Source organism: Mesorhizobium sp. M7A.F.Ca.US.014.04.1.1 (assembly GCF_003998745.1).
GTDB classification, from domain to species: domain Bacteria; phylum Pseudomonadota; class Alphaproteobacteria; order Rhizobiales; family Rhizobiaceae; genus Mesorhizobium; species Mesorhizobium ciceri.
On sequence record NZ_RZRW01000087.1, the window covers coordinates 1 to 14,495 of the forward strand.

Consider the following 14,495-nt stretch of genomic DNA (forward strand, 5'->3'; position numbering starts at 1 on the left):
CCTCTGAGCTTTGAATTTCCTTCTGCGGTTCCTTCTGAAACGTTCTCTCTAAATGCCCCTCGGTTTTCCGTTGGGGTAGTCCCTTGGCTTTTCGTGGGGGTAGCCCCTTGGTGTTCCGTGGGGGTCACCTTCCTGCCCCCTCGGTTTTCCGTGGGAGTTGCCCCCACACTTTTCCGTGGGAGTGCCTTTTGCGACACTGGTGGGTCGGACGGTTCCCAGTCGAGGTTGAGAGTAATGCGCATACCTTTGGCATTGCCGGGGGAGTGCTCTACCGTGATGAAACCCTCGGCCTCTAACCACTGGATATGCCCTCGGGCTTGCGTTTCCTTCGGCCCGCTCGCCTGCATTATCTGCCTGTAGGTGAGCCAGCACGTGCTCACGCCCCAGTTCACGGTTTTGTCGATGATGATCAGGATCGTGTCTCGCGTGCCCACCGGTATGTAGTGACGCCAGACGCGGATGTATTGCCGCATGATGCCCTGTTGGGAAATCGTGCGAGACAATGGCCAATTCTCCGGCCTGTAGTGGCTGTGCATCCGCCATTCCTTTTGGTCCGGCTGCTGCACTGGCTCTGTCGTGTCGATGTCTGGGGGATTGTTGGTGTTGTCCGCGTCGGTGGTGGCATCGGCGGATTGAGGGCGTGAATAGGCTAGGTGAGGGGACATTTGGTCTATTCCTTGGTCTGAGAGGGGCGGCACCGCCATCCGACCAAGGAAAAATGCGGCACCGCCCCTGTTGACAGTCCACGCGGCGCAGCGTGAACCAGCGCACCCCATATCTACCATGAGCGTGGTCAAATCGACAGTGCTTCTGAAGTGTAATCGGCAGGAAAAGTTTGCAACAAGTTGCAAAATCAAAGCAATGTGTTGACGAAGACTTCGTATGGCAGTGCGAAAGCTTCTGGGCCAGACGTGCGCTCGTGTTGCTATTCGGGCGAACTGTGCCAGACTCCCGGTCGTGGTCAAAACGGGCGTGAATTTTCATGGACATCATTTTTCCGGTCGCGGCGCTTTGGGTAGCCGGGGGCGTTCTCTTCCTTCAGGGCATCGTCACCAATCGCGACGCCAGCCCGGCAGTGGCGGCGAACTCTCGCGCCGTGGTCGACGATCTCTTGCGGCTCCGGCCGGCCGCGTTGGTCGCGGCGGCGCTCTTCTTGGTTGCCTGGCCCGCCATCTGGATCGGTGCGCATATCGTGCGCCGCTGAGTTTGCACCCGGTTTCAAAAAAGTTGCCCAAGCCATGCTGCATTCTTCGACCATAGCCGACGATCACGGGTCCATGCTGGCCCGGCTCAAAGCCGCCCACGCGTTCGTTGCGTCGCTTGTGGTCGAAGATGCGATCTATGCGCCGATCTTCACGCGGCTAGAGGCGGAAATCGCGGCCGAAGAGGCGAGGGGAGACCCCATCGCCCGGGCGCGGGCAATCGTCGCTGCTCAAAGGGCGAAGCTCTGAAGGATGTCGCGCTTGTGCGCCAACGTCGCGCCTTCGCCGTAGCGTTCCCTGCCCAGCGCATGGCCGAACAGGTCGCGCCGGATACGCTCATCTACCTTGGCGGCAATCATCCGGTCTTCAAAAGAATGCCGCAGGCTGTAGAGAACATGTTCCGGTGTCTCTAACAGGTCGTGTTCCCGAAGGTACTTGTTCACCGTGTCGCTGATCTTGTCCTTGAAACGATAGGTCGGAAAGCCTTGCGGGCAGTGCTTGAAGGCTTCGAGCGACACGCCTACCAGCGGAATGACACGCTCGCTCACCTTGTTCTTTAGCTGCCGGCCTTCCGGCTCAATGCTGATATATGGCACGTCAACATCCAGGCGGATGTGGTGCGGCATGAGCCCGGCCGCTTCGCCGGGGCGATAGCCGGTGTTGATCATGCCAAGCAGGATGCACCGGGCTTCCGTGTTCAAGCTGTCCAGCGCGCCGGGGGCAAGCAGCTTGGTCTTGATCCAGTCGACCGAGAAAGGCGGGCGGGTCCGCTCCTTGTCGGCTTTGAAGGTGAGGCCGTCCAGCGGCAGGACCAGCCCTAGCCGCTTCATCTTGACCACGGTGCGAAGGATATTGCCGATGTGCTGGAAATCCTTGTTAGCAGTGTCGGGCTTGGCATCGCCGGCCGCTATCCGCTCCATCCATGTTTCGCGGAAGTCGAGCATGTCGTCTCCGGTGATCTCTGAAAGCTCCTTGTCGCCGATCTCTTCAATCAAGTTGGCGATGGCACGTTTGCGGGGGTGCTCCCAGCGGCGAAGCTGATCCTCGCTCTTGCCTATCGTGTCCTGCTTGGCAAAGCCCCAATACAACTCCAGTGCCTTGCTGATTTTGATCCCCGGTTCGGGAGCGCCGCCCAGCACGGCGCGCGCCTCGATCTTGGCAGCATCGCCATTGAGCTTCAGGGCGGACTCGACACGTTCGAGCAGCTTTTCGCGGGGGAGTTGGGCGATGCGATCAGCGGGCAGGTAGTTGTAGCCGCGCACGGCGGCCAGTTCCTTCGCCGCTGCAAACCGTCGCTCGGCATCGTCGGTTGCGCCGGCAAGGGTAGCTTCCCAGCCCTCGACCATATGCGCCCATGCGGTTGGAGCCTTCTGTCGCGCAACCGTTTCGGAGTCCGTGTGAAGGCTGATCCAGATTTGAGTGCGCGGCTCGATTGCAGCATAGCGCTTAGGCACTCGGCGGACGATGTGGAAGGTCTTATTGCGGCGCTTGACGTTCATACCGCTACCATGCGCGCTGCGCCTGTGTATGGCAATATGTGCAGCAGGATGTTTAGCAAAATTCCGCGTGCCGATTGATCACCTGACGCTGTCGGCGCGGATTATTCAATTAAACCAAAGCGTTGGAAAGTCTGGCAATGCGCTGAAAGCACAGAAATTGGCTCCCCGGGCCGGATTCGAACCAGCGACCAACCGGTTAACAGCCGGTTGCTCTACCACTGAGCTACCGGGGAACGGAGGCTCTTATGTGAGTGGCGCAGCCTATAGCTGCCCTTTTCGGCTTTGCAAAGAAGCTTTTCACATTTTTCCGAGGCTTTTTCGCATAGGCCTTTCTCGCAATCGTCGAAGGATGCCCTCATATTAGCCGTCTTGGCAGGGATATGGAACCGAAAGCGCGGCGGCGGCTTTGGTTTGAGCATGCTTGCGAACGATCGAAACGGGTCAATCTTTCGAGACGATGACAGCACAAGACAACCAGATGCCGGCGCGCAAAATCTCTGTTTTCGGGCGCGAGTTCAAAATGCCGCGCTCGCGCGGGCTCAGAATCACGATCGGCATCCTGCTGACCATCGGTGGCATCCTCGGTTTCCTGCCGATCCTCGGCTTCTGGATGGTTCCGCTCGGATTGCTGGTGCTGTCCTATGAATTCGCCATGGTCCGCCGTCACCGGCGTCGCTTTGTCGTCTGGTGGGAACGGCGTCGCCGGCCCGATTGACCGCCGATAGCGCAAGGTGGTGTTTCAGTGGGCGGCCTGCTCTTCCAGTGCCTCACGGATCTGCTTGAGAACAGCCGCGGCCGAGGCAAGCCTTGCCCTGTCATGCGGCGACAGGATGCGTTTCTTCTCCCATCAGGCTATGCTTAACTGTCCGCTAATAAAGCGGTCCGATGATTTGCCGGACGCCGTCCGGACTGACGCGAGGAAACCGTTCGGAATGCAAGGTGGCCGCTTGACGGCATTTTCGCCGCAACCTATTGGAACCGGGTGGAACGCCGGGAGCAATGAGGCCTCGTGGCGGAGTGGTTACGCAGAGGACTGCAAATCCTTGCACCCCGGTTCGATTCCGGGCGAGGCCTCCAATGCCCGGGCCCCCGCGCGGCAGCGCAGGGGCCTGAAGTTCCTGACACAATGGACCGCGGTTCTGGCGCGGCAAGCGGACTGGTTGGGACATGAGCGCTGATTTCTCCGAACTACGCGTCAAGATGGTCGACGGCCAGGTCCGCACCACAGATGTGACCAGCGCGCCGCTACTCGATGCAATGCTTGTCGTCCCAAGAGAGATGTTTGTCGGCGCCGCCCAGCGCGATCTCGCCTATATCGACGAGGACATCCGCATTGCAGCCGGCGCGGACGGTTCGCGCTACCTGATGGAAGCGTCGCCGTTGGCCAAGCTTATCCAGCTGGCCGAGATCAACCCGACCGATTCGGTGCTCGATGTCGGTTGCGGAACGGGCTACGCCTCGGCCATCCTGTCGCGGCTGGCCGGGTCCGTAGTGGCGCTCGAAAACGATTCGGCGCTGGCGGAAACCGCCAGATCGACGCTTTCGTCGCTTGGCTGCGGCAATGTGACCGTCGTCCAGGGCGCGTTGCCGCAGGGGCATGCCGCCAAGGCGCCTTATGATGTTATCTTTATCGGTGGCAGTGTCGCGGAAGTGCCGGCCCCGTTGCTCGACCAGCTTGCCGAAGGCGGCCGACTCGTCGCCGTCGAAGGGCAGGGCAATTCCGGCGTGGCCCGTCTCTTTTTCAAGGCCGGGGGGGTTGTAACCGGAAGACGTGCATTTAATGCGGCAATTAAGCCACTACCGGGGTTTGAACGCATTCGTGCTTTCGAATTCTGAATGATTTGGCCTTGCAGCAGAGGCTTTGTCATGGTCGCTTGCATTTGAACGATCGCTGCTGATGCCAAACTGGGGGCACTTTGGGGGTGAGCAGCAGGGAACACGAACACGCGGCGCCGGCTGATCTATGAGAGAAGCAGGCGCGGCGCGGTTCCCATGGAAAACGAATGAGGGTTTAACCGTGCCGTCTTTACGCAAGTCACTTTTCACCGCCGTCCTCGTTTCGGCGACCATGCTGTCCCCACTGGCCGCTTCAGCCGAAACCATCTCCGGCGCGCTTGCAAAGGCCTACCAGTACAATTCTTCACTGAATTCGGCCCGTGCCGGCGTTCGCGTCACCGACGAGGGTGTCGCCATCGCCAAGTCGGGCTACCGCCCGGTTGTCACCGGCTCGGCGGATATCGATTATTCGAGCAGCCATCTCAACGGCACCAATTCAAGCGTGCGGCTGACCACCGGCAATTTTGGCGTTCAGATCAACCAGACGCTGTTCGACGGCTTTCAGACCAGGAACAATGTCGCTGCCGCCGAAGCGCAGGTCCGGGCCTCGGTCGAAAGCCTGCGCAACACTGAAGAGGGCATCCTGTTCAGCGCGGCGCAAGCGTATATGAACGTGATTCGCGACCGGCAGGTCGCCGTGCTGACCGAGCAGAACCTGCAGTTCCTGACCGAAACGGCGCGCGCGGCGCGTTCGCGCTTCGAAGTTGGCGAAGGCACGCGCACCGATGTCGCCCAGGCCGACGCTTCGCGCGCCGCCGCGGTGGCGTCGCTGAGTGCTGCCCGGGCGCAGGCGCTGGCAAGTGCGGCGCTCTATCGCCAGATCGTTGGCGACGAGCCGGGCAAACTCAAGGGCGCTTCGCCGGTGGCAAAGCTGTTGCCGTCGAGCCTCGCCGCCGCCGTCGGGGTGGCCTCGAACGAGCATCCGGCCATCCTTGCCACGCAGCATCTGGTCGATGCCGCGGCGTTTTCGGTGAAGTCGGCCGAAGGTGCGCTGTTGCCGCAGCTGTCGGCTTCCGCCGGCGTTTCGAGCGCCTATCGCAATACCTCGCCTTTGCCGGGTGTCGGTTCGCAGGATGGCACGACCAATTCGGCCAGTGTCGGGGCAACGCTGACCATCCCGATCTATTCGGGTGGCCGCACCTCGGCGATCGTGCGCCAGGACAAGGAATCGCTCAGCCAGGCCCGCATCCAGGTCGATGTCAGCCGCGACCAGGTGCGCCAGGCCGTCACCGCCGCCTGGACCGAGTACACCGCCGCGCAGCAGCAGCTGACGGCCAACAGGCAAGTGATCGAAGCCGCGAAGCTGGCACTGAACGGTGTCATCGAAGAGCGCAATGTCGGCCAGCGCACCACGCTCGACGTCCTCAATGCGCAGGCGACGGTCATCACCGCCCAGATCAACCAGGCCGGTTACGAACACGATGTGGTGGTGGCGAGCTACGCCATCCTGCAGGCGACCGGCCGTCTGTCCGTCGACCGCCTTGGCTTGCAGGTAGCGAAATACAAGCCTGAAGAGCACTACAACGCGGTCAAGGACAAGTGGTACGGACTGCGCACGCCGGACGGCCGCTGAGGCGTTCGGCCTGAACTGGCCGTGTTCCCTGCTTGAGCAGGATCTTTCGCGCTGCGGCTCTCGGGTTCAGATGGCGCTAATCTGTTGAAATCCCACAAGTCCCCAGATTGGGGATTCTCGTGCGGCGATCCGTCGGTTACGCTGTGGCCATGATTCGATCCGGCTCTGCCGGAGCGGAAAACCCAACAGGGGTCACAAGGGCGGCGGATGTGACGATGGCAACGGCAAGCAGCGCACAGCGCGAACCTTCCATGGAAGAGATACTGGCTTCCATCAGGCGGATCATCGAGGACAGCGACGGCGGCCGCAAGCAGCCGGGCGACGCCGATGAGCTGAGCCAGGATCTGGAGCGCGCGTCGAGCGCCTATGCAGCCCCCGACGTGGAAGCTTTTCGTGCCGACCTGCATGCCGCCCCCGAGGGCAGGAAGCCTGTCACGCTGGCGGAAGTCCAGTCACAGCTGCCGCCGGCCGAGCCGGTGGTGGCGCGCATGGAAACGCCGGTGCGCCCCGATCCCAGCCCGGCAAGGCCATCGATGACACTCGCCGAGGTCAGCGCCCGCGTTGCAGCGGAGCCAATCACGGCTGAAGCGCCAATATCGCGTCCTGTCGCCGACGCTTCCATCGCCGATTGGCGTCGCGAGATCGCCGCGGTTGGCGAGCAGGCCAGGGCGGTGTCGGACCGGAGCGAGGCACGCAAGACGGCTGCCCAGCCGTCCGTGGAGGCTCCAGGGGATGAACCGGCCGCGAAACCGGCTACCGAGCCGTCTCGTCCGGATGCAAGCGTGGTGCGGCCGGTGGCGGCCAGCGACGCGCCGCGTCCGGCGATCGTTTCCGAGCACACCGGCCGTCAGGTCGCGGCTGCCTTTGGCGAGCTTTCCGACGCGTTTGCCAGCCGCAGCAAGAAGACATTCGACGAGATGGCCGAAGAGATGCTGCGGCCGATGCTGCAGGATTGGCTCGACAACAATCTGCCGACACTGGTCGAAAGGCTGGTGCGCGAGGAGATCGAGCGCGTGGCGCGCGGGGCGCAGTAGTTCCCCATGCCGATTGCCCAGAGGAAACGGCGCCTTCGTGGCGCCGTTTCTTTTGGTGAAGTCGTTGTCGGCAGGACGACGGATCGCGTTCCGTTGAAATGACTGAGGCCGCGCCTATCTGGTTGTGAGGGTCCGAGACAGCCCTTGCGGTTGACTTGGCCAAAACCTTCCGATTTACACCGGACCAGCAAACTCCCGACAGCGCGGACCATTTTCCCATGCTTGAAAAGACCTACGACGCCAAAACCGTCGAGCCGAAGATCGCCAAAGTCTGGGAAGAGGCCGACGCGTTTCGCGCCGGTGCCGGGGCCGAGGAGGGGGCGGAGGCCTTCACCATCGTCATCCCGCCGCCGAACGTCACCGGCTCGCTGCATATGGGACACGCGCTCAACAACACGCTGCAGGATATATTGGTGCGCTTCGAGCGCATGCGCGGCAAGAACGTCCTGTGGCAGCCGGGCATGGACCATGCCGGCATTGCCACGCAGATGGTGGTCGAGCGGCAGCTGATGGAAAAGCAGATCCATCGCCGCGACCTGACCCGCGAACAGTTCATCGAGAAAGTGTGGGAGTGGAAGGCCGAATCCGGCGGTGCCATCTTCAACCAGCTGAAGCGGCTCGGCGCCTCGGCCGACTGGTCACGCGAACGCTTCACCATGGACGAAGGCCTGTCCAAGGCGGTGCTCGAAGTGTTCGTCACGCTCTACAAGGAAGGGCTGATCTACAAGGACAAGCGTCTTGTGAACTGGGACCCCAAGCTGCTCACCGCGATCTCCGATCTCGAGGTCGAGCAGCAGGAGGTCAATGGCAATCTCTGGCACTTCCGCTACCCCGTCGAAGGCAAGGTCTTCGACCCGGAAAACCCGAAAACCTTCATCACCGTGGCGACGACGCGCCCGGAGACGATGCTGGGCGATACGGCCGTCGCGGTGCATCCCGACGACGAGCGCTTCCGGCATCTGGTCGGCAAGAACATCGTCCTGCCGATCGTCGGCCGCAGGATTCCCGTGGTGGCGGATGAGTATTCCGATCCGGAAAAAGGTTCGGGCGCGGTCAAGATCACGCCGGCGCACGACTTCAACGATTTCGAGGTCGGCAAGCGCCACAAGCTGCCGGCGATCAATATCCTGACCACGGAGGCGGCGGTAAGTCTCAGGGACAATGAGGATTTCCTTGCCGGCCTCGAGGTGACGCCGGAGCGCCAGGCGGTCTGGGACGAACTCGACGGCCTCGATCGCTTCGTCGCGCGTAAGAAGATCGTCGAGCTGATGGAAGAGGGCGGCTTCCTCGAAAAGGTCGAGCCGCATCGCCATGCGGTGCCGCATGGCGATCGCGGAGGCGTGCCGATCGAGCCGTTCCTGACCGAGCAATGGTATGCCAATGCGGCGGAGCTGGCCAAACCGGCAATCGCTTCAGTGCGCGAAGGTCGCACGAACTTCGTGCCGAAGAACTGGGAAAAGACCTATTTCGACTGGATGGAGAACATCCAGCCCTGGTGCATCTCGCGCCAGCTCTGGTGGGGCCACCAGATTCCGGCCTGGTACGGGCCGGATGGGCGCGTCTTCGTCGAGAAGACCGAGGAAGAGGCGCTGAGCGCCGCGATCGAATTCTATCTGGCGCTGGAAGGACCGTGGAAGGCCTGGGTCGAGGACAAGCTGGAGAACTTCAAGCCGGGCGAGATCCTGACCCGCGACGAGGACGTGCTGGACACCTGGTTCTCGTCGGCGCTGTGGCCGTTCTCGACGCTGGGTTGGCCTGATGAGACTCCCGAGCTGAAGACCTACTACCAGACCGACGTGCTGGTGACAGGCTTCGATATCATCTTCTTCTGGGTCGCCCGCATGATGATGATGGGCCTGCACTTCATGGACGAGGAGCCGTTCCACACCGTCTATGTCCATGCGCTGGTGCGCGACAAGAACGGCGCCAAGATGTCGAAGTCGAAAGGCAACGTCATCGATCCGCTCGACCTGATCGACGAATACGGCGCCGATGCGCTGCGCTTCACCCTGACGGTGATGGCGGCACAAGGCCGCGACGTGAAGCTCGATCCGGCGCGCATCGCCGGCTATCGCAATTTCGGCACCAAGCTGTGGAACGCGACGCGTTTTGCCGAGATGAACGAGGTCGCGCGCAATGACGATTTCTGGCTGAACGACGCCAAGCTGGCGGTCAACCGCTGGATCCTCACCGAGCTGACGCGGGCGGCGCGCGAGATCACCGACGGCATCACCTCATACCGCTTCAACGAGGCGGCGGGCGCCGCCTACCGCTTCGTCTGGAACCTGTTCTGCGACTGGTACCTGGAACTGCTGAAGCCGGTGTTCATGGGAACCGACGAGGCGGCCAAAGCCGAAAGCCGAGCCTGCGTCGCCTTCGTGCTCGACGAGATCTACAAGCTGCTGCATCCGATGATGCCGTTCATGACCGAGGAACTGTGGGCGCAGACCGCTGGCGAAGGCAAGCAACGCCCCTCGCTGCTGTGCCATGCCACGTGGCCGTCACCGGACTTCGAAGACGCCGAGGCTGCAGCCGACATCAATTGGCTGGTCGACCTCGTCTCCGGCATCCGCTCCGTGCGTTCGGAGATGAACGTGCCGCCGGCAGCCATCGCACCGCTCGTCGTGGTCGGCGCCAACGATGTGACACGCGAGCGCCTCGTTCGCGAGGAGTCGGCGATCAAGCGGCTGGCGCGGGTCGGCGACATCTCGCTTGCCGATATCGCGCCCAAGGGTTCGGCGCAGATCGTGCTCAACGAGGCGACGATCTGCCTGCCGCTTGGCAGCCTGATCGACCTCGCCGCCGAGGCTGCACGGTTGCAGAAGGAACTGGCCAAGGTGACCGAGGAGATCGCGCGCCTGCACAAGAAACTGTCGAACGAGAGGTTCGTGGCCAGCGCGCCGGCCGAGATCGTCGATGCCGAGCGTGAAAAGCTCGCCGAATACCGCGATGCACAGGACAAGCTGTCGATCGCGCTGGCCAGGGTTCGCGACGCCGGCTGAGGGTAGATTCGGGAGACTTTAGACCCCTCTAAAATGCTGGTTTTCCGCCTGGAAAATCAGCATTCCGTTGCGTTAATATTGACGTAAACGGAAGTTTTAGCCCCATTGTTGCCATAATGTAACAATGGGGCTCCTGGAGCCCAAAAAAGGCCTGTTTTCGAGCCTTTTTGGATGGTTCTCCCTGTTTTTTGAGAGCCGCTCAGCCTTCACAGACCATTTTTCGGCCTTGCCGCACCCGGTTGCATTTCCTCGAAAATGCGGCTGGCCAGTGTGTACATGTACGCCCGCGAATTCGTTGTTGCACCGTTAACCTGAATTGGTTCTAGCTTGGTGCACTCGAATTCGGGGAGGACATTTCATGACTATTCTGCGACTGAAGGCGCTGCTGGGGGCGGGCTGCTTTTCGCTGGCTTTGATCGGGACGGCGATGAATCCGGCACATGCCGGCGGCCTGGAGCGTGGCGGCTACGATATCGATCTGCTGTTCGATCCGGCTCCGTTCGCGACCGAAGCGGAAGCGACCTATGTGATGCCGGACCGCAAGTACGAGAATGCGCGCGGTCCAGGCGGAGCCGATCTCGGCTTGGGCACCTCGGCCGACGGAGCCGAGGGCTATTGGGTTCCGCGCGTGGGAATGAAGGTCCAGGTCGTGCAAGGCGTGGATTGTATGGTCGATTATTCGCAGCCCTGGGGCGCGCATACCGCACCTGGCATGTGGAATGGTGCGCTTTCCAATACGGAAACCGATATCAAGAGCAACAACTACGCTGGTACATGCTCTTATAAATTTGATGCGGGCAAGGGCCAACTTCGTTTTATCGGCGGGCTGTTTTACCAAGACATCTCGGGATTCAAAGAAAGCTTGGTAAACGTACTCCCAGCATTGACAGGCCGTGTCGATCTCGAGGCCAGTGGCTGGGGTTGGCGCGCAGGCGTCGCTTATGAAATCCCCGACATCGCGTTGCGCGCGAGCCTTGTCTACAATTCGAAAGTCAAGCTCGACAATATCTCGGGTGCGCTCGACCTCACCAGTATTGGCAGAGGCGTTACCGATATTTACGGATCAACACAGTACATGCCTGATTCCGTGGAGCTGAAGTTGCAGTCGGGTATCGCTCCCGGCTGGCTTGCCTTCGGTTCGATCAAGTGGGTGAACTGGAGTTTGCTGCAGAGCGTTCCTATCTGCCCGGTGGGGGCTCCGTCCTCACTTTGCTTCACCAACGGCCCGGCAGAGGCAACCTCCCTTGACCTGATGTATCGTGATGGCTGGACCGTATCAGGTGGTATCGGCCACAAGTTCAACGATCAGTGGAGTGGAGCCGGTCAGTTGACTTGGGATCGCGGCACCTCGCATGGCTTCGGCGCGCAGACCGACACCTGGACGCTGGGTGGCGGCGTCGCTTATACGCCGAAGCCCAACATTGAGGTTCGCCTGGCCGGTGCAGTCGGTGTGCTCACCAGTGGTCATTCCGGCATAGTGATTGGCGAGAACGGAAAAATTATTGGTGACGACGCCACCTACGATTTTGGCAACGATCTGGTCACGGCATTTTCCGGCGGTATCAAGATCAAGTTCTAACCTGTTGAGAATTTTACAAAAAGGCCGGGCAATACCCGGCCTTTTTCATTTGGGCGGCTCTTGCCCGTGCGCCATTCATATAGGCCGCGTGCACATAAGCCGCGCTGTTGTCGCCCTCCTGCTATTGTGACGTTTTGGCAACACTTTCTGAACAACCCCTGCGGTAGAGGTCAGGCTGAGGAAATTGCCCATTTCCCGCCATAAACCCGGCGCACCTCGATCTTGTCTCGGGACACGCGCCAAAAGGCTCGGCGAGGGGGCAGGCCGCTCCGCCCCATTTGCAGGGAAGATGGGGCAAGGAAGAGTATGGACGCCAAAGTCATCTCCAAGGCTAAGCTCCCTAGCCGCTATGTGACCGTCGGTCCGGCGCGTGCGCCGCATCGTTCCTATCTCTATGCCATGGGTTTGTCGGCGGCCGAGATTGCGCAGCCGCTGGTCGGGGTCGCCTCCTGCTGGAACGAGGCGGCGCCCTGCAACATTTCGCTGATGCGCCAGGCGCAGGTGGTCAAGAAGGGCGTCGCGGCCGCCAGCGGCACGCCGCGCGAATTCTGCACCATCACCGTCACCGATGGCATCGCCATGGGTCACCAGGGCATGAAGTCGTCCCTGGTGTCGCGCGAGGTCATCGCCGATTCGGTCGAGCTCACCATGCGCGGCCATTGCTACGACGCGCTGGTTGGGCTCGCCGGCTGCGACAAGTCGCTGCCCGGCATGATGATGGCCATGGTGCGGCTCAATGTGCCGTCGATCTTCATCTATGGCGGTTCGATCCTGCCCGGCAGCTATCGCGGCCGCCAGATCACCGTGCAGGATGTTTTCGAGGCGGTCGGCCAGCACTCGGTCGGCACGATCAGCGATGACGAACTGCTTGAGATCGAACAGGTCGCGTGTCCCTCGGCCGGTTCCTGCGGCGCCCAGTTCACCGCCAACACCATGGCGACCGTCGCCGAGGCGATCGGCCTGGCGCTGCCCTATTCCTGCGGCGCGCCGGCACCCTATGAAATGCGCGACCGGTTCAATTTCGCCTCGGGCGAAAAGATCATGGAGCTGATCGCCAGAAATATCCGGCCGCGCGACATCGTCACGCTGAAGGCGCTGGAGAATGCGGCGACCGTGGTCTCGGCTACCGGCGGTTCGACCAACGCGGCACTGCATCTGCCGGCGATCGCGCACGAGGCCGGCATCAAGTTCGACCTGTTCGACGTGGCCAAGATCTTCGAGAAGACGCCTTACATCGCCGACCTCAAGCCGGGCGGCAAATATGTCGCCAAGGACATGTTCGAGGCCGGCGGCATTCCGCTGCTGATGAAGACCCTGCTCGACCACGGCTATCTGCATGGCGACTGCATGACGGTGACTGGCCGCACTTTGGCCGAAAACATGCAGCACGTTGTCTGGAATGAGCATCAGGATGTGGTCCGCCCGGCCAACAGACCCATTACCCAAACCGGCGGTGTCGTGGGCTTGAAGGGAAACCTGGCCCCCGAAGGCGCGATCGTGAAGGTCGCGGGCATGGCGGAGTTGAAATTCTCCGGGCCGGCACGCTGCTTCGATTCAGAAGAGGAATGTTTCGAGGCGGTGACGCATCGCAACTACAGGGAAGGCGAGGTTCTCGTCATTCGCTACGAAGGACCGCGCGGCGGCCCCGGCATGCGCGAGATGCTGTCGACGACGGCAGCACTCTACGGCCAGGGCATGGGCGGCAAGGTGGCTCTGATCACCGACGGGCGCTTCTCGGGCGCGACGCGCGGTTTCTGCATCGGCCATGTCGGCCCCGAAGCAGCCGTGGGTGGCCCGATCGGACTGCTCAGGGATGGTGACGTGATCTCGATCGACGCGGTGAACGGCACGATCGACGTGGCGTTGTCCGATAGCGAACTGGCGGCGAGGGCAAAGACATGGAAGGCGCGCGCGACCGATTATCAGTCGGGCGCGATATGGAAATATGCACAGACGGTGGGGCCAGCGCGCGATGGCGCGGTGACCCATCCGGGCGGTGCGAAAGAAACACACTGTTATGCGGACATCTGAGTTGTTGAGGTCATCTGTCTTTTCGGCACTGGTCGTGGCCGCCACGTTTGGCGCGACCTTTGGCGCCGTCGGCCAGGCCATGGCCTTCGACGACAAGGTGTTCGACGACAAGACCGGGGTGAAGCCGCAATCGAGCCCCTGGGCGGTCTTCCAGTTCGGCTTCTCCGCCTACAAGAACGGCCACAAGGAGCAGGCTGCCGAGGCCTACAAATACGCCGCCGAAAACGGCCAGATCGGCGCCACCTGGAAGCTTGCCCGCATGTATGCCGAGGGCGACGGCGTGGCGCGCGACGACTATGAGGCGTTCAAGTTCTTCTCCGAGATCGTCGACCAGGATGTCGAGCCCGGCTCGCCCGAGGAAAGCTATGTCTCCGATGCGCTGGTGGCGCTTGGCGACTATTTGCGCACGGGCATTCCCGGCAGCCCGGTCACCGAGAACGAGGTGGCGGCCCAGGAATACTACATGCGCGCGGCTGCCAACTACCGCAACCCGAACGCACAGTTCGAGATGGGGCAGATGTTCCTGAAGGGCGAGGGCGGGGTGAAGGCCAGCGTCAAGCAGGCCGGGCGCTGGTTCCAACTCGCCGCCGAGAAAGGCCATGCCGGCGCCCAGGCGACGCTGGGCCATCTGTTGTTCCAGAGCGGCAAGATCGTTCGCGGCCTGGCGATGATGACGGCAGCGCTCGAACGCGCTTCGCCCGCTGACCAGCCCTGGATCCGCGGCATGCAGGCAGCTGTC

Annotated in this window: 12 protein-coding genes and 2 tRNA genes; 11 read left to right on the plus strand and 3 right to left on the minus strand. The window is 61.8% G+C overall.

Annotated features, from left to right (window positions below):
• Positions 1-665, minus strand: a 665-nt coding sequence (locus EOA22_RS38080; protein ID WP_206521273.1) for a hypothetical protein, incomplete at its 3' end; no start/stop codon positions are given.
• Positions 666-982: 317 nt separating this feature from the next.
• On the opposite strand from EOA22_RS38080, the gene EOA22_RS08640 reads away from it, so the two are divergent.
• A complete protein-coding gene (locus EOA22_RS08640; RefSeq protein WP_063168124.1) occupies positions 983-1,204 on the plus strand; it encodes a hypothetical protein in 222 nt (73 codons plus the stop codon).
• 73 nt (positions 1,205-1,277) lie between these two features.
• Entirely contained in the window at positions 1,278-1,451 is a 174-nt protein-coding gene (locus tag EOA22_RS37660) for a hypothetical protein (protein ID WP_158515785.1), read from the plus strand.
• On the opposite strand, the gene EOA22_RS08645 is transcribed toward EOA22_RS37660, so the two are convergent.
• Both EOA22_RS08645 and EOA22_RS08650 read right to left on the minus strand, forming a co-directional pair.
• The gene (locus tag EOA22_RS08645; protein WP_063168122.1) at positions 1,433-2,701 is read right to left on the minus strand and encodes a DUF6538 domain-containing protein; all 1,269 of its coding nucleotides are present in this window, start codon (positions 2,699-2,701) and stop codon (positions 1,433-1,435) included. The two genes, EOA22_RS37660 and EOA22_RS08645, sit on opposite strands and share 19 nt — an antisense overlap.
• 158 nt (positions 2,702-2,859) lie before the next feature.
• Positions 2,860-2,934, minus strand: a tRNA-Asn gene (locus tag EOA22_RS08650).
• A gap of 224 nt (positions 2,935-3,158) precedes the next feature.
• Here EOA22_RS08650 and EOA22_RS08655 point away from each other — a divergent pair.
• From EOA22_RS08655 to EOA22_RS08695, 9 genes are all read left to right on the plus strand, one after another.
• Positions 3,159-3,416 (plus strand): hypothetical protein, encoded by a 258-nt coding sequence (locus EOA22_RS08655; RefSeq protein ID WP_024503836.1) that lies wholly within the window; start codon positions 3,159-3,161, stop codon positions 3,414-3,416.
• Between the two features lie 288 nt (positions 3,417-3,704).
• Positions 3,705-3,778 (plus strand) — tRNA-Cys (locus tag EOA22_RS08660).
• 90 nt (positions 3,779-3,868) lie between these two features.
• Entirely contained in the window at positions 3,869-4,537 is a 669-nt protein-coding gene (locus EOA22_RS08665; RefSeq protein ID WP_024503837.1) for a protein-L-isoaspartate O-methyltransferase, read from the plus strand.
• A gap of 181 nt (positions 4,538-4,718) precedes the next feature.
• Positions 4,719-6,110, plus strand: a complete 1,392-nt coding sequence (locus tag EOA22_RS08670; RefSeq protein WP_063168121.1) for a TolC family outer membrane protein — start codon at positions 4,719-4,721, stop codon at positions 6,108-6,110.
• 215 nt (positions 6,111-6,325) lie between these two features.
• Positions 6,326-7,144 carry a PopZ family protein gene (locus EOA22_RS08675; protein ID WP_013531280.1) on the plus strand — a complete coding sequence of 273 codons (819 nt, stop codon included), beginning with the start codon at positions 6,326-6,328 and terminating at the stop codon, positions 7,142-7,144.
• 218 nt (positions 7,145-7,362) lie between these two features.
• Positions 7,363-10,146, plus strand: coding sequence for a valine--tRNA ligase (locus tag EOA22_RS08680; protein ID WP_013531281.1), 2,784 nt, complete (start codon positions 7,363-7,365; stop codon positions 10,144-10,146).
• Positions 10,147-10,504: 358 nt separating this feature from the next.
• Positions 10,505-11,725 (plus strand): OmpP1/FadL family transporter, encoded by a 1,221-nt coding sequence (locus EOA22_RS08685; RefSeq protein ID WP_013531282.1) that lies wholly within the window; start codon positions 10,505-10,507, stop codon positions 11,723-11,725.
• Positions 11,726-12,031: 306 nt separating this feature from the next.
• Entirely contained in the window at positions 12,032-13,756 is a 1,725-nt protein-coding gene (ilvD, locus tag EOA22_RS08690; protein ID WP_024503842.1) for a dihydroxy-acid dehydratase, read from the plus strand.
• On the plus strand, positions 13,743-14,495 hold a 753-nt coding region (locus EOA22_RS08695; protein WP_164755323.1), incomplete at its 3' end, for a tetratricopeptide repeat protein. The genes ilvD and EOA22_RS08695, both read left to right, overlap by 14 nt.